The organism is Bradyrhizobium sp. LTSP885, assembly GCF_000938305.1.
Classification (GTDB): Bacteria; Pseudomonadota; Alphaproteobacteria; order Rhizobiales; family Xanthobacteraceae; genus Bradyrhizobium.
Genome location: NZ_JYMT01000042.1, coordinates 900355 through 915449 on the forward strand (window position 1 = coordinate 900355; position 15095 = coordinate 915449).

Sequence of the window (15095 nt, forward strand, 5' to 3'; positions counted from 1 at the left end):
GAGGCGGCTAGCGGCCGCCTCTCTCTTTCGTTTTCACTGAGCCAGAAACGCCAGTCGGGACGAGACGCAGATCAAGTGTTTCCAGGAAGAGCTTTTCTTTAAAAATTGCAAAACCGACGGAACCTTTCGCCCCGGCACGAATATGCGTTGGCCGGGATAGCGCTCAGAGCGGCTCCTTTAGCCGTGATCCCCGGGAAGAAGAGCTACGATAGCCGCGATTCTCGCGCAATCGATCAGCTAGGTGCGGGGATACCGTGTTCAATAGAAACGACGAGACGGGCGCGAGAATCGGTGCCCTGCAGAGCGCGATCTTCAACAGTGCCAACTTCTCCAGCATCGCCACCGACGCAAAGGGGGTCATCCAGATCTTCAACGTCGGCGCCGAGCGGATGCTTGGCTACACGGCCGCCGAAGTGATGAACAAGATCACGCCGGCTGACATTTCCGATCCGCCGGAGCTGATCGCGCGGGCCAAAGCGCTGAGTCTCGAGTTTGGCACCCCGATTACGCCAGGTTTCGAGGCCCTGGTGTTCAAGGCCGCGCGCGGGATCGAGGACATCTACGAGCTGACTTACATCCGCAAGGGTGGGAGCCGGTTCGGCGCGGTGGTGTCTGTCACGGCGCTGCGCGACGCGCAGGATGCCATCATCGGCTATCTGTTGATCGGCACCGACAACACCGCGCGCCAGCAGGCGGAAGAAACGCTGCTCAAGGCGGGTGCCCTGCAGAGCGCGATCTTCAACAGCGCCAACTTCTCCAGCATCGCCACCGACGCGAAGGGTGTCATCCAGATCTTCAATGTTGGCGCCGAGCGGATGCTTGGCTACACGGCCGCCGAAGTGATGAACAAGATCACGCCAGCTGACATTTCCGATCCGCCGGAGCTGATCGCGCGGGCTAACGCCCTGAGTCTCGAGTTTGGCACCCCTATTACGCCGGGCTTCGAGGCCCTGGTGTTCAAGGCCTCGCGCGGGATCGAGGACATCTACGAGTTGACCTACATCCGCAAGGACGGCAGCCGGTTCCCGGCGGTGGTGTCTGTCACGGCGCTGCGCGACGCACAGGATGTCATCATCGGCTATCTGTTGATCGGTACCGAGCTCAAGGCGGGGGCCCTGCAGAGCGCGATCTTCAACAGTGCGAACTTCTCGAGCATCGCCACCGACGCGAAGGGTGTTATCCAGATCTTCAACGTCGGCGCCGAGCGGATGCTTGGTTACGCGGCCGCCGACGTGATGAACAAGATCACGCCGGCTGACATTTCTGATCCGCAGGAACTGATCGCGCGCGCCAAAGCGCTGAGCGTCGAACTCGCAACCTCAATCACGCCAGGATTCGAGGCCCTGGTGTTCAAGGCCTCGCGCGGGATCGAGGACATCTACGAGCTGACCTACATCCGCAAGGACGGCAGCCGGTTCCCGGCGGTAGTGTCCGTCACGGCGCTGCGCGACGCGCAGGACGCCATCATCGGCTATCTGTTGATCGGCACCGACAACACCGCGCGCAAGCTGGTCGAAGCCGAGCAAAAAAAGCTCGATCAGCGCCTGCGCGACCAGCAATTCTACACCCGCTCACTGATCGAATCCAACATCGATGCGATCATGACCACCGATCCTTCCGGTATCATCACCGACGTCAACAAGCAGATGGAGTCGCTGACTGATTGCACGCGTGACGAGCTGATCGGCGCGCCGTTCAAGGATTACTTCACCGATCCAGAGCGGGCCGAGGCGGCGATCAAGCTCGTGCTGAGCGAAAAGTCGGTCACCGACTACGAGCTGACGGCGCGTGCCCGCGACGGCAAGGAGACGGTAGTGTCCTACAACGCGACCACCTTTTACGACCGAAACCGTACGCTGCAGGGCGTCTTCGCGGCAGCGCGCGACGTCACGGAGCGCAAGCGGGTGGAGGCGGAATTGCAGCAGGCCAAGGCGAGTGCTGAGAGCGCAAGCCAGACCAAGTCGGATTTTCTGGCGAGCATGAGTCATGAGATCCGAACGCCGATGAATGCGATCATGGACATCGCGGATCTGCTGGCGAAGACCGCTCTCTCCCCGGAGCAAGACAAGTATGTGCAGATCTTCCGCCGCGCCGGCGACAACCTGCTGAATCTCATCAACGACATCCTCGATCTCTCCAAGGTCGAAGCCTCGCAGCTCGAGCTGGAACGGACGGGCTTCTCGTTGAACGACCACCTGGAGAAAGTGATGGAGATGGTGGCGGCTCGGGCCAATGAAAAAGGGCTGGCCCTGGTGTGCAAGATCGCGCCGAGCGTGCCCACCGATCTGGTCGGCGACCCGACACGGCTGCGGCAGGTGTTGCTTAATTTGCTTGGCAACGCGATCAAGTTCACGCAATCGGGCGAAGTGTCCCTGCGCGTTGAGCCGGGTGCGGACCCCTCCATTCCAACCGCATTGCGGTTCACAATTTCGGACACCGGCATCGGCATCTCGGACGAGAAATTGGGCCAGGTGTTTGAACGTTTCACACAGGCCGACTCATCCACAACGCGCAGGTTCGGGGGCTCGGGGCTGGGGCTCACGATTTCGAAGCGCTTGGTGGAACTGATGGGCGGACGCATCTGGGTCGAAAGCGAGGTCGGGGCGGGCAGCGTGTTTGCCTTCGCCGTGCCATTCGAGATCTGGGCCACGGCCGATCGGCCGGTGGCCGTGCCGGTCGGTACGGATCTGGAGCTGCCGCTGCCCGCGCTACGAATCCTTCTGGCGGAGGACTCTCCCGACAACTGCATCATCACGATGGCCTATCTCGAGGGCACGCCGTACCGGGTTGAAATCGCCGAGACTGGGGCCATCGCCTGCAAAATGTTTGAACTCGGTCACTACGACCTTGTCCTGATGGATCGACAGATGCCGGTCATGGATGGCTTGACCGCGACGCGGACGATTCGAGCGTGGGAGCAGGCGAACGGTCGGCCGCCCACACCGATCGTTGCACTGACGGCCTCCGCCTTGAAGGGCGACCGAGAAATGTGCATGGCGGCGGGGTGCACGGCCTTTTTGACGAAACCCATCAAACAAGAGGTGCTGTTGCGAGCGATCAGGGAGCACTCCATAGTCGCTCCTTCGTCATCGGAAGAGGAAAGCAACCGGATGGATCTGATCCGTTTGAGGGCCAAATCCAAATCCGCAATCCGGATTCCCGCGTATCTGCGGAACTGCAAGCAGAATGTCGTCGTGATGTTGGATGCCCTGGATCGGGTTGACTTCGAGACTGTGACGAGTCTGGGACACCAGATGATGGGCTCAGGGGGCATGTTTGGATTCCAGGCCATTACTGACATCGGCCGATCCATTGAACTGGCTGCCGAGAGCGCCGATACCGATGCGTCACGCAAGTGGGTCGGTGCATTGTCCATCTATCTCGATGGTGTTGAGACCACTTCCAACTAGCCCGCACCCAATCTCAAAGCCCAATCTGGCCTATGCAAAAGATTGAGAAATACCGATATTGCACCAAAGGAGTATTTCGACTTACACGATGCCGCTTCGTCTGACGCCGGCCTCTCACATTGTCCAGAGCGTGCCGCCGGCTTGACGTTTGGTTACTTCCGTTGTTGGCCCTACTGCGACCTCCGGCAAGGTCCGCTTTTGCGCAGCAGTTGAGGGACAAGCAGACATCAGACGCGCCCAAGCCTAGTTCTTCTCAGCGCACGACGCTTGGCAACTTTCCAGCCGGTCGAAACACGCATCGACCTCCTTCTTGTCCGGTGCCGTCGGGAAGCACGCCCCCAGGCGATCGCTGCAACTGGCGCGGCAGGCATTGGCCTTCTGCGCAGGCTCGCCTGAGGCGGCCTCGCTTGAGCAAGTGCTTGCAAAAGGCACGTTGCTCCAGCCCCAGTAAAATTCGCGGCCGTCCATATCCACGCATTTTCTGACGGCGCCCGGCGATGGCGTGGCAGCAGGCGCATCGTCGGCAGACGCGGTGCCGCACTCCGCGACGATGCCGAAGACAACCACGACGACTGATAGGCTGCGGGCCCGGATCATGGATCAATCCCGACATCGGAGAATGGGCGACATGTTACACCCACTTCATGGGTCGCCCCTACCTCTGAGTTGCCCGACATGGCAAGCCCCATCGAGAAAAATATTTCGCTTTATCCGAAGGACAGCTCAGTGTATGGATGTGCCCGTCCCACCCGATTGAGGGGCGAGCGCACGTCACGAACGCGCGGTGGGATGCGGTGGACGCCGATTGCGCAACAGACGAGTGCGCAATCCAGCGGACGGTGAAGTCGTGCAGGCCTGACGCCCTGGTGGTAGGTGTCTCCTCGCGAAGTGCGCGAAAGCGTCTTTGCGAGGGCGGTGACAAGAAAGCCCAGTCTCACCGGGGAGAGCACGTATAAGCCGTAACCCATCGCGCAGGGAAAGCCGGAGTTCCCGGTTACACCTGTGGTCCTACCCCGGTGCTTTTTGTTGCACCGGGCCCATGGGTGCGATCGGCACCCGGCTTTCCCTGCGCCCTCTGGTCAAAGAGAGGGCAAACGAAATGCAAAGCTCGGACAAATGATGTCGCGAGAATGCGGAAGCATGACCCACAAGCCGCGCCGCACATTCAGTGTCGTCCCTGCGAAAGCAGGGACCCATAACCACCGATGTTGATTAGTGCGCAACGCTCGAATGACGAGTCCCATTCACAACATCCGCCGCGGCGTATGGGTCCCTGCTTTCGCAGGGACGACACCGATATTGCTGCACGCAAACGCGGTTTATCGCTCGCAGAGACGACAGGTGAGATTGCGCGACGCGCGGAGAACCCTACAGCCCGGTATACCCGGCCTTCACATGATCCGTGCTGCCGTCGAGCTGGCGCAGATAGGTCAGGCCGCACACGGTGAGCCGGTGGGTATCCTTCTCGCCGGCCTCGAACAGCATCCGCACATAATCTGTCACCTTCCCCCTCGCCTCCTCGCTTGCGGCGGTCGTGCGATTGAGCAGCAGATCGTAGGTCTGCATGATGCGGTCGATGGCGGCGTCCATTGATGTCTCCGGGGTGTCAGTCAAGCGAGAACCAGCGTCTCGGCTTCGAATCTGGCGATCGCCTTGTTGGCAAGGCGGATACGGTTCGTCGCGCCGTTATGAAACAGCTTCACGATGATCCCGAGCAGGCGCTCGTTGGTGGAGAAAGTGTCGGGGATGGTGCCGGACTTGCGCAGGTAATTGGACGCGATGGCGTAGGCGTCGCCCACCACCTCGACATTCAGCACCTGCAATCCACGCTCGATCATCACGATCACGGCTCTCCGCGACCAATAAGACTGGAGACGGCGCTTTGGTTCCCGCGACCTGGGCCTTTTTTTCGCAAGTGCACAAACGGCAAAACGCACCGGCCGGGCACAACCGATGCGCTTGTCTGGAGGTCGGTGGCTGCCGGTCTTTTTGAACCGCCGGCTTGGCCAGAAGGCGAAGAAGAAGCGAAGAAGAAGCGAAGAAGGCAGAAAGGCTCAGAGGCGATACAGGATCTGGTCGGTCCAGAACCGCTCGAGGCGGTGCAGCGACTTGTTGAGGCTGGCGAACTCCTCGTTCGAGATGCCGCCGACCTGCTCGACCGTCTTGACGTGCTTCTGATAAAGCGCGTCGACGATCTTGCGGACTTCCTGGCCTTGCGAGGTCAGACGAATACGAACCGAGCGGCGATCGACGCGCGAGCGCTGATGATCGAGGAAGCCGAGCTCGACGAGCTTCTTCAGATTGTAGGAGACGTTGGAGCCGAGATAGTAGCCGCGGGTGCGCAGCTCGCCGGCGGTCAGTTCCTTGTCGCCGATGTTGTAGAGGAGCAGCGCCTGCACCGAATTGATGTCGGCGCGACCGCGGCGATCAAACTCGTCCTTGATGACGTCGAGCAGCCGGCGATGCAGCCGCTCCACCAAAGTCAGTGCTTCGAGATAGAGCGGCTGCACCGGAGCTTGACCGGCAGCGCGATCGGCGGCTTCCACCGCCGTTGTCGCAACGGCTTTCATCATGACACTTCCCCTGTTGTCGTTTTTATCGACTTATTCGACGAAACTTGTGTCCCGCCCGATAGCTGCAACTTAAGGGGGCCGTTTGAAGATCAGCTTAAATAAGACAATAAAGAGATCATGAATTTAAGAGAGTGAATCGTGGATTAAGCCTGTAGATCAAGGGCTTTTCGCAACTTTTCATTGACGGTGTGGAGGCGTTGTTCACGCTTCGTCTGCCTGCCCTGTCGCATTCGGAAACAGCTTCGTTTGAATTCGAAACGGTGAGGTAACGGGTATGAGGGAACCCTTACCAGTGACCGAACGGTTACCGGAACAATCTTGGAAAATCTTACGGGATCGCGTCGCGGATTCTGCACGCCTCGCGCGTAACGGCGGCGTTGCGCGGCGGCTCCCCGAACAAACGGTCCCGCCGCCGACCGACACAACGCCGGCTGACAAATCTGCCGAGAACCGGAAAACGGTCCCGGCGGCGGTCCCGCAGATACGCGCTTCAAGATGGGATGTCTCGGTGCAGCACGCGGTCTGTGACACAGACCTAGCAGAGCGAGCGATGCTGTCTTCTCAGTGCGCGCACCCACGACATGATATTGACAATCGCGAGCCGGATTCCTCCACGCTGTCGCAACGCGGCCACACTGAATCGGATCAGCGACGCACAGCCCTATGGCGGCCGTTCACGCGCCGCCATCCATGCGAGCGCGAGATAGGCCGCAAGCATCACGGCCTCGAACGCAACCACCGTGAGGCTGCCGCCATAGATACCGGGAAACATCAGCTCGATGACCGCCATCGAGACCACAGTGGTCAACCACACCACAGCGCCCCAGGGGGTCGCGAGCCACAGCCCGACGGCGGCGACGAGTTCGATCACCGCGAAATAGATCGTGGCGGTCTGCCAGGCCATCGACTGGTTCTCGAAGGCCTCCTCCTCACCGCCGACGAAGCCGGTCACCTGGGCCCAGTGATAGAGTCCCTTGGCGATCGACACGACCGCCATGATGCGCAGGAAGATGACGAGCCGCCGCGTCCACGCATTCTCGTCCGGCTCAATACGATCCGACGAGATGCTGCCAGCCGGGATGGCATTGTCCCGCGTCTGGTCCCGCGCCTGGTCGCGCGCAGAGGTGTCAGACATGCGAATCGCCGCCGAGAGGCTGCAAAGAGGGGTCCATGGCCGCAGTCTTGGCCCGCCGGGGGGCCAAAATCAATTGCCGTTGCGTCAAATCAGGGGCGCCAAGGGGCGCAATAAGGGGCGCAATGACGGCGCGCCCTTAAAGGTGCTAGATTGGAATTATATCAGGTCCAATCGGCCTGCCGCCAAGGAGAGAGACAAATGGCGATCAAATTTGGGCGTCCGATCGAGATGCGCGACGCGCCGCGACGCCAGACCGAGCGACAGACCCCCCTCGCCGCGCCGGCGCTCGACCTTGCAGTCCGCCCGCGCCGCAACCGCAAGTCGGAATGGGCGCGCCGGCTGGTTCGCGAGAACGTGTTGACGACCGACGACCTGATCTGGCCGATGTTCGTGGTCGACGGCCGCAACACCCGCACGCCGGTGGCCTCGATGCCCGGCGTGGAACGGCTCACCGTCGACCAGATCGTCCGCGACGCCGAGCGCGCGGCAAAACTCAATATCCCCTGCATCGCGCTGTTCCCCTTCACCGAGCCGTCGCTGCGCGACGAGCACGGATCGGAGGCGCTCAATCCCGACAATCTGGTCTGCCAGGCGGTGCGTGCGATCAAGAAGGAATTTCCCGAGATCGGCGTGCTCTGCGACGTCGCCCTCGACCCCTTCACCAGCCATGGCCATGACGGACTGATCGAAGGCGGCAAGATCCTCAACGACGAGACCGTCGCGGTGCTGGTCAAGCAGGCGCTGACACAGGCCGCAGCCGGCTGCGACGTGATCGCGCCGTCGGACATGATGGACGGCCGGGTCGGCGCGATCCGCCAGGCGCTCGACGACAACGGCTTCGTCGACGTGCAGATCATGTCCTATGCGGCGAAATACGCCTCCGCCTTCTACGGTCCGTTCCGCGACGCGATCGGCTCGGCCAAGACGCTCACCGGCGACAAGCGCACCTATCAGATGGACAGCGCCAATTCCGACGAGGCGTTGCGCGAGGTCGAGCTCGACATCGCCGAGGGCGCCGACATGGTGATGGTGAAGCCGGGCATGCCCTATCTCGACATCCTCAGGCGCGTAAAGGACACGTTTGCGATGCCGACCTTCGTCTACCAGGTGTCGGGCGAATACGCGATGATCGCCGGCGCCGCCGCCAATGGCTGGATCGACGGCGAACGCGCGATGATGGAAAGCCTAGTCGGCTTCAAGCGCGCCGGCGCCGATGGCATTTTGACCTATTTCGCACCGAAGGCCGCGGAGAGGATCAAGGCGGAGCGCTGACGTCGCCCGGTATTCGCGCCCGACCAGCCGCGGAATCGCCGGAATATGTCGGCTTGTTAATGTTCGCGCGGGCTTGCGGCCGCAAAGCTGGCTCCCATGTCCTGCGCGGGACGTTCATCGGAGGTTGGTCATGTCTTACAGCGGTTCGGGCAATGACGGCGGCACCTGGCGCAACGGCAGCGGCGTTCCTCCGCATGCGTTCGATCCCTGGGAACAGCCGGACCTGTTCCGCGGCGTGCTGACGCGGCGGGTGTTTGCGTTCCTGATCGACCTCGTGGTGCTGGTCGTCCCGGTGATCCTCGCAAAGATCTTCATCGCCCTGTTCGGCGTGGTCACGCTCGGCCTCGGCTGGGCGCTGTTCTGGCTGGTCTGGCCCGCCTCCGTCGTCTGGGCGATCGTCTATTACGGCTCCTCGATCGGCGGGCCACACTCCGCCACCATCGGCATGCGGATGATGGATCTGGAACTCCGCACCTGGTACGGCGCGCCGGGCTATTTCGTGCTTGGCGCTACCCATGCGGTGCTGTTCTGGGCGTCGGTCTCGTTCCTGTCGCCGCTGGTGCTGCTGATCGGCCTGTTCAACGGCCGCCGCAGGCTGCTGCACGACATCATCCTCGGAACCGTCATTATCAACAGCTCGGTCCGGACCCAGGTAACGCCGGCGGCGCGGGCCTATTAGGCCCGCCTAAACCAATTGACCGTTAGCCTCCGGGGGGCGATGCTGACTTGGCTGCCTGTATTGTAGTGGAGCCTGACGATCTGACGTGACCCAGCACTCGCGTGACACCCCGCAGTTTTACCTGACGGCGCCCTCGCCCTGCCCTTATCTGCCGGGCCGGCATGAGCGCAAGGTGTTTACGCATCTGGTCGGCGACAAAGCCGGCGATCTCAACGACTTGCTGACCCATGGCGGCTTCCGCCGCAGCCAGTCGATCGCCTACCGCCCGGCCTGCGACCAGTGCCGGGCCTGCGTCTCGGTCCGGGTGGTCGCCAACGAATTCCGGCCCTCCCGCAACTTCCGCAAGGTCATGGCCCGCAACGCCGACATCATCGGCGAGCAGCGCAACGCGGTGCCGACGTCGGAGCAATATTCGGTCTTCCGCGCCTATCTCGACCGGCGCCACCGCAATGGCGGCATGGCCGACATGACGGTGCTCGACTACGCCATGATGGTCGAGGACAGCCATGTCGAGACCCGCATCATCGAATACCGCAAGCGCAACATCGACAGCGGCATCACCGGCCGCGGCGACGAGCTGATCGCCGTGGCGCTGACGGACGTGCTCAGCGACGGGCTTTCGATGGTCTACTCGTTCTTCGAGCCGTCGCAGGATGCCCGCTCCCTCGGCACCTTCATGATCCTCGACCACATCGCCCGCGCCCGCCGGCAGGGCCTTCCGTACGTCTATCTCGGCTACTGGATCGAGGGGTCCAAGAAGATGGACTACAAGGGCCGCTTCCTGCCGCAGCAGCGCCTCGCGCCGAGCGGCTGGCTCCGCGTCGAAGCCTCAGGCGAAGTGCTGTCCGAGCCGCAGGATTGATCGTCCGGCCTCAGCCGGAGAAGGTATCGATCAGCAGCTTCACATTGAGGATCACGATCAGGCCGGCCACGATCCACGCTACAGCGGCAACCGGCACCGAGATCGCGAACGCGCCCATCTTGCGCTTGTCGGACACGAAGCGCACCAGCGGGATCACCGCGAAAGGCAGCTGCATCGACAGCACGACCTGGCTGAACACCAGGAGCCGTGCGGTGCCGCTCTCGCCGTAGAGCGCGGCGACGACGACGACCGGGACGATCGCGATGCCCCGCGTCACCAGCCGCTGCGCCCAGTCCGGCAGCCGCAGGTCGAGAAAGCCCTGCATCACGATCTGGCCGGCCAGCGTCGCTGTCACCGTCGAGTTGAGGCCGGATGCCAGCAGGGCTATGGCAAACAGCGTCGAGGCGATGCCGAGGCCGAGCAGCGGCGATAGCAGTTCAAAGGCCTGGTCGATCTCGGCCACGTCGGAATGGCCGCTCTTGTGGAACGTCGCCGCCGCCAGAACCAGGATCGCGGCATTGACGAACAGCGCCAGCATCAACGCGATGGTGGAGTCGGCCGTCGCCCATTTGATCGCATCGCGCCGTCCCTCCTCGGTGCGCGGATAGGCACGGGTCTGCACGATCGAGGAGTGCAGATAGAGATTATGCGGCATCACGGTGGCGCCGATGATGCCGATCGCGATGTAGAGCATCTCCGGATTGGTGACGATCTCGCGCGTCGGCATGAAGCCGCCGAGCACTCCGGCGATCGGCGGCGCGGCGGCGGCAATCTGGACCGCGAAGCAGACCGCGATCACGATCAGAAGCGCGATCACGAAGGCTTCGAGGAAACGGAAGCCGCGGTTCATCAGCAGCAGCAGCAGGAACGCGTCGAGGGCAGCCAACAGCGCGCCGCCGATCAGCGGGATACCGAACAACAGTTTCAGCGCAATTGCCGTACCGATCACCTCGGCAAGGTCGCAGGCGATGATTGCGATTTCGCAGCCAAGCCACAGCAGGAAATTCACCGGGCGCGAATAGGTCGCGCGGCAGGCCTGCGCCAGGTCGCGGTCGGTGGCGATGCCGAGCCTTGCTGAAAGCGCCTGCAGCAGGATCGCCATCAGGTTCGACAGCAGGATGACCGACAGCAGCGTGTAGCCGAACTTCGAGCCGCCAGCGATGTCGGTGGCCCAGTTGCCGGGGTCCATGTAGCCGACCGACACCAGATAGCCCGGACCGGCGAAGGCCAGCAGCCGGCGCCACCATAGGCCGCCGGTGGGCACCGCGACCGTGGAATTCACCTCGGGCAGGCTGCGCGCATGGCCGGCGTCACCGCGCCAGCCAGTGGCGTACGGCGGGGCTTGGGGGACAGCATGTAGTTTGGGTGATCGTGCATCCATGGGGTCAAGGTGACCGAGCTCGCGCGTTAATGCAACTCATTTGCAACTGCATCTAGGCTCACGAAAATGATACCAGCTATGCGCCTTGTAAAGCACTGAGGAAGTGCTTTACGTTAGATGCATGATCAAGCTGCCCGTCGAGACGCCGACCGCAACGCTGCGCTACGCCCTCGCACCCGACCCATCGGGCACCGAGGCGATCGAAGCGACGCTGGCCGCCTATGACCGGATGATGGCGATACTGGCCGAGGTCGCCCCTGTCGGCGCCAATCTCGTCTCGCTGCACGCGCAGGCCTACGAGAGAATACGCCGGGAGACCGGCCTGCCCGCGCGGCTGGTCACGCTCGGCCTGCGTGACCGCGCCGGCTACATGGCAGGCGCAGACGTCCGCCGGATACCGCTCGACGACAAGTTGTTTGCGATCAAGGGTCCAACTTCACTGACCATTAGCACTGTCAGCGGGCGCGTCTTGGTGCCGTTCGACGTGCCGGGATATGTCTCGGGCTGGGAAAGCCCCTTTCCGGCGCATCTGGTCTCGGATGGACGCGGCTACGAAATCCACATCGCCGTCAAATCCAAATCTGCACAACCGGAGGAGAAGACCATGCTTCACGAAGGCATCCTTGCGCGCATGGGCCGGCTTCTTGCCGCCATCGCAAGCCAGACCATCGACAACGCCGAGGCCAACAACAAGGTCGCGCTGGTCAAACAGGCGATCCGCGAGATCGACGCCGGCGCCGACGAGGCACGCTACGCGCTCGGCAAATCGCGCGCCGAAGAATTCCGCCTCAGGAAGCGGCGCGAAGAACTGGATACCGAAACTACCGGTCTTAACGAGAAAATTCGTCTCGCAATCGCGGAAAATCGCGAGGACCTCGCGCGCGCCGGCGTCGCACGGCAAATTGATCTGGAATCCCAGGGGATCGCGCTCGAACGCGCGACGGATTTCATCGAGCTCGAAATCGACGAGCAGACCAAGGCCTTGCAGGCCATGCTTGGCGCTCGGCGCGAGGCCGAGGCGCGATTAACCGATCTCGAACAAAGTCTGATTCGAGAGACCCAGCACGAAACCAGTCGGGGTCCAGCAGCGACCAATACATTAAGTACTGAGCGTGCCATGGCGGCGATCGCACGGGTGACCGGCGTTCCCGCTTCCAGCGTGCTCGGTGACAAGGAGCTCGACGAACTCGATCGCCTGCACCGCGAAAAGGAAATCGCGGCGCGGCTTGAAAGGATCAAGTCACAACAATGAGTGCAGTTGGCGACATTCTGCTCGCCTCCGACGTGCGGCCCTTCGCGGTCGCGGCTGCGATCATGGTGGCGCTTGGCGGTATCGAACTGCTGACCACCATGATCGGACTTTCGATCAGCGAATTCATCGGCAAGGATTTCGCGGTCGAGGCCGAGAGCCACAATGCTCTCAGTGGCCTGTTTCTCTGGATCAACGCCGGACGGCTTCCCCTCCTGATCCTGATCATCCTGATACTTGGTGTGTTCTCGATCGGAGGCTTTCTCCTCCAGGGCCTGGCGCATGCCGTCGGCACCGCCATCCCGGTTTCGATTGCTGCGTTGGCCGCAGCTGCCGGCAGCATTCCCCTGATCAGGAATGCAAGCCGCGGCCTCGCCCGCATCATCCCGCGCGACGAAAGCTATGCGGTCAGCGAAAGCGACTTCGTAGGCCAAGTCGCGACCGTCTCGGTCGGCCCGCTCGATCAGGGCCTGCCCGGCCGCGTCCGTCTCAAGGATGTCTTCGGCAATTGGCACACTGTGTCGGCGCGTGCCAGCCACGATTCCGAGGCGTTGCCGGTCGGTGCCAGCGTCCTGCTGGTCGACCGCGACGCCAAAAGTTTCATTGCGATTACCGCTCCCGCCGACCTCATTGAACAACAACAATCTTCCAACAGGGCATAACACATGTGGGAACTTGCAATACCCGTCGCCATTGGCGTCGCCGCCATCCTCGTCATCGGTCTCCTCTTCGCAAAACTCTACAAGCGCTCGACACGCGATGAGGCCTATGTGCGCACCGGCCTCGGCGGCCAGAAGGTCGTGCTCGACGGCGGTTCGCTCGTGCTGCCGATCTTCCACTCGACCGCCGCGGTGAACCTGAAGACGCTGCGGCTCGAGGTCGCCCGCGGCGGACCTGACTCGCTGATCACCAAGGACCGCATGCGCGTTGATATCGGCGCCGAATTCTATCTCCGCGTCAAACCCGACAGTTCGTCGATCGCGCTGGCCGCGCAAACGCTCGGCAACCGCACCAATGACGCGGCCGAGCTGCGCGAGCTGGTCGAGGCCAAGTTCGTGGACGGCCTGCGCTCCGTCGCCGCCACCATGAACCTCGAGGATCTGCAGGAGCAGCGTGCCACCTTCGTCAAGGCGGTGCAGGACGCGGTCGGCGCCGACATCCAGAACAATGGTCTCGAGCTGGAATCGGTGTCGCTGACGCGGCTCGACCAGAGCGACATCAAGCATTTCAACCCAAGCAATTTCTTTGACGCCCATGGTCTGACCACCCTGACCAAGATCACCAAGGAGCGTGAGCAGGAGCGCAACCAGATCGTTCGCACCACCGAGGTGACGATCGCCCAGCAGGATCTGGTTGCGCGCCAGACCACGCTGACGATCGAGACCACCAAGCGCGACGCGGAACTGGCGCAGCAGCGCGATATCGCCAACAAGACCGCGGCGATGCGAGCGCAGACCGCGCAGGTGGAACAAACCGCCCTGCAGAACGAAGCCGAATACCGCATCCAGCAGGAGCTCGCGGTCGCCAACAAGCAGACCGAAGCCAATCAGGGCCGCGACACCAGAAAGATCGAGGCCGATCTCGCGGTCAAGCGCCGTACTACCGAAATGGAGCGTGATCTGCAGATCGTGGCGCAGGAAGCCGCGATCGTCGTCGCCACCAAGAACAAGGAACAATCCGAAGCGCAGACCATCGCCGAGACTGCGCGTGCGCTGGCGATCGCGGCCGAGGAAAAGGTCATCACCGCCCGCGCCACCGAGGTTGCCGAACGCGACAAGATCATCAACGTGATCGCCGCGCGCAAGGTCGCCGAGACCAACGCGATGCCGATCACCGTGATGGCGGAAGCCGAAAAGCAGGCTGCGGCCAACAAGGCCGAGGCCACCAACGTGCTCGCGAAAGCCGACGCCAATGCCGCAACCACCCGCGCCGCCGGCGTCAAGGCGCTCGGCGAGGCGGAAGCCGGAGTCGCGACGTTGAAGGCGGAGGCGCGCAACAGGCTGAGCCCCACGATGATCGACTACGATCTCAACCTCGCGCGCATCAACATCATCCCGAGCGCGCTCGCCGAAGCGGTCAAGCCGATCGAGAAGATTTCCGATATCCGGATCTTCGACACCGGCGGCCTGCTCGGCCGCGGCGGCAACGGCGCAGTCAATGGCGGCGGCAATGGCGGCCTTGGCCTCGGCGACGGCCTCGCCGCGCAGCTGCTGTCGGTCTCGGCATTCAAGCCGATGATCGACAAGATCCTTTCCGAGGCGGGTTTCCCGGCCGGACCTGATGCACTGACCAGCCTGACCAGCGCGCTCGCGCAACGGAAAGCCGAGGTCCCTGTAGAAGCGCCCACGAGCGGCGACCATATCCCGCCAACCTCGCTGGCCGGCACGATAACCGGTCACCTCGCCGCGGGTCCCAAATCGCCATGACGGACTGAACAGGCTTTGACCGTCGGATTGAAGAGGCCCGTCGCAATTCTGCGGCGGGTCTCTTTGTTGTCGGGAAACGGGTGGGATCGAGCGTCTTCCGATCACACA

The 15095-nt window shown here is 62.5% G+C and carries 13 protein-coding genes; 7 read left to right on the top strand and 6 right to left on the bottom strand.

Annotation, left to right across the window (positions count from 1 at the left end):
- The first annotated feature begins 254 nt into the window (after positions 1-254).
- Complete coding sequence (locus UP09_RS33280) at positions 255-3410, top strand: PAS domain-containing hybrid sensor histidine kinase/response regulator (protein ID WP_156164898.1); 3156 nt, start codon at positions 255-257, stop codon at positions 3408-3410.
- 243 nt (positions 3411-3653) lie between these two features.
- Here the strand turns inward: UP09_RS33280 and UP09_RS33285 are convergent, their stop codons facing one another.
- The 5 genes from UP09_RS33285 to UP09_RS33305 form a co-directional block, all read right to left on the bottom strand.
- Complete coding sequence (locus tag UP09_RS33285; protein ID WP_044542513.1) at positions 3654-4007, bottom strand: hypothetical protein; 354 nt, start codon at positions 4005-4007, stop codon at positions 3654-3656.
- Between the two features lie 771 nt (positions 4008-4778).
- The gene (locus UP09_RS33290) at positions 4779-5000 is read right to left on the bottom strand and encodes a hypothetical protein (RefSeq protein ID WP_044542514.1); all 222 of its coding nucleotides are present in this window, start codon (positions 4998-5000) and stop codon (positions 4779-4781) included.
- 20 nt (positions 5001-5020) lie between these two features.
- A complete protein-coding gene (locus tag UP09_RS33295) occupies positions 5021-5251 on the bottom strand; it encodes a hypothetical protein (protein ID WP_044542749.1) in 231 nt (76 codons plus the stop codon).
- A gap of 213 nt (positions 5252-5464) precedes the next feature.
- A complete protein-coding gene (gene ldtR, locus UP09_RS33300; protein ID WP_044542515.1) occupies positions 5465-5983 on the bottom strand; it encodes a transcriptional regulator LdtR in 519 nt (172 codons plus the stop codon).
- A gap of 661 nt (positions 5984-6644) precedes the next feature.
- Entirely contained in the window at positions 6645-7118 is a 474-nt protein-coding gene (locus tag UP09_RS33305; RefSeq protein ID WP_044542516.1) for a DUF6163 family protein, read from the bottom strand.
- Between the two features lie 198 nt (positions 7119-7316).
- Here UP09_RS33305 and hemB point away from each other — a divergent pair, with 198 nt between their 5' ends.
- The 3 genes from hemB to UP09_RS33320 all read left to right on the top strand — a co-directional run bounded on the left by hemB (position 7317) and on the right by UP09_RS33320 (position 9931).
- Positions 7317-8390: a porphobilinogen synthase gene (hemB, locus tag UP09_RS33310; RefSeq protein WP_044542517.1), complete on the top strand. Its 1074-nt coding sequence runs from the start codon at positions 7317-7319 to the stop codon at positions 8388-8390.
- Between the two features lie 130 nt (positions 8391-8520).
- Positions 8521-9069: an RDD family protein gene (locus tag UP09_RS33315; RefSeq protein ID WP_044542518.1), complete on the top strand. Its 549-nt coding sequence runs from the start codon at positions 8521-8523 to the stop codon at positions 9067-9069.
- 85 nt (positions 9070-9154) lie between these two features.
- Complete coding sequence (locus UP09_RS33320) at positions 9155-9931, top strand: arginyltransferase (protein WP_044542519.1); 777 nt, start codon at positions 9155-9157, stop codon at positions 9929-9931.
- 10 nt (positions 9932-9941) lie between these two features.
- Here UP09_RS33320 and UP09_RS33325 read toward each other — a convergent pair whose 3' ends face one another.
- Entirely contained in the window at positions 9942-11312 is a 1371-nt protein-coding gene (locus tag UP09_RS33325; RefSeq protein ID WP_044542520.1) for an Nramp family divalent metal transporter, read from the bottom strand.
- 121 nt (positions 11313-11433) lie between these two features.
- On the opposite strand from UP09_RS33325, the gene UP09_RS33330 reads away from it, so the two are divergent.
- Genes UP09_RS33330 through UP09_RS33340 form a run of 3 tightly spaced genes read left to right on the top strand, consistent with a single transcriptional unit; the run spans position 11434 to position 14987 of the window.
- Positions 11434-12564 (top strand): PspA/IM30 family protein, encoded by a 1131-nt coding sequence (locus UP09_RS33330; RefSeq protein WP_082070379.1) that lies wholly within the window; start codon positions 11434-11436, stop codon positions 12562-12564.
- Positions 12561-13223: an OB-fold-containig protein gene (locus tag UP09_RS33335; protein ID WP_044542522.1), complete on the top strand. Its 663-nt coding sequence runs from the start codon at positions 12561-12563 to the stop codon at positions 13221-13223. Before UP09_RS33330 ends, UP09_RS33335 begins: the two co-directional genes overlap by 4 nt.
- A 3-nt stretch (positions 13224-13226) precedes the next feature.
- The gene (locus tag UP09_RS33340; RefSeq protein WP_044542524.1) at positions 13227-14987 is read left to right on the top strand and encodes a flotillin family protein; all 1761 of its coding nucleotides are present in this window, start codon (positions 13227-13229) and stop codon (positions 14985-14987) included.
- Positions 14988-15095: the final 108 nt, after the last annotated feature.

Excerpts from the sequence above, each read along its gene's own strand:
- UP09_RS33285 (WP_044542513.1), bottom strand. The coding sequence starts at position 4,007 with ATGATCCGGGCCCGCAGCCTATCAGTCGTCGTGGTTGTCTTCGGCATC.
- UP09_RS33290 (WP_044542514.1), bottom strand. The coding sequence starts at position 5,000 with ATGGACGCCGCCATCGACCGCATCATGCAGACCTACGATCTGCTGCTC.
- ldtR (WP_044542515.1), bottom strand. The coding sequence starts at position 5,983 with ATGATGAAAGCCGTTGCGACAACGGCGGTGGAAGCCGCCGATCGCGCT.
- UP09_RS33305 (WP_044542516.1), bottom strand. The coding sequence starts at position 7,118 with ATGTCTGACACCTCTGCGCGCGACCAGGCGCGGGACCAGACGCGGGAC.
- hemB (WP_044542517.1), top strand. The coding sequence starts at position 7,317 with ATGGCGATCAAATTTGGGCGTCCGATCGAGATGCGCGACGCGCCGCGA.
- UP09_RS33315 (WP_044542518.1), top strand. The coding sequence starts at position 8,521 with ATGTCTTACAGCGGTTCGGGCAATGACGGCGGCACCTGGCGCAACGGC.
- UP09_RS33325 (WP_044542520.1), bottom strand. The coding sequence starts at position 11,312 with ATGGATGCACGATCACCCAAACTACATGCTGTCCCCCAAGCCCCGCCG.
- UP09_RS33330 (WP_082070379.1), top strand. The coding sequence starts at position 11,434 with ATGATCAAGCTGCCCGTCGAGACGCCGACCGCAACGCTGCGCTACGCC.
- UP09_RS33335 (WP_044542522.1), top strand. The coding sequence starts at position 12,561 with ATGAGTGCAGTTGGCGACATTCTGCTCGCCTCCGACGTGCGGCCCTTC.
- UP09_RS33340 (WP_044542524.1), top strand. The coding sequence starts at position 13,227 with ATGTGGGAACTTGCAATACCCGTCGCCATTGGCGTCGCCGCCATCCTC.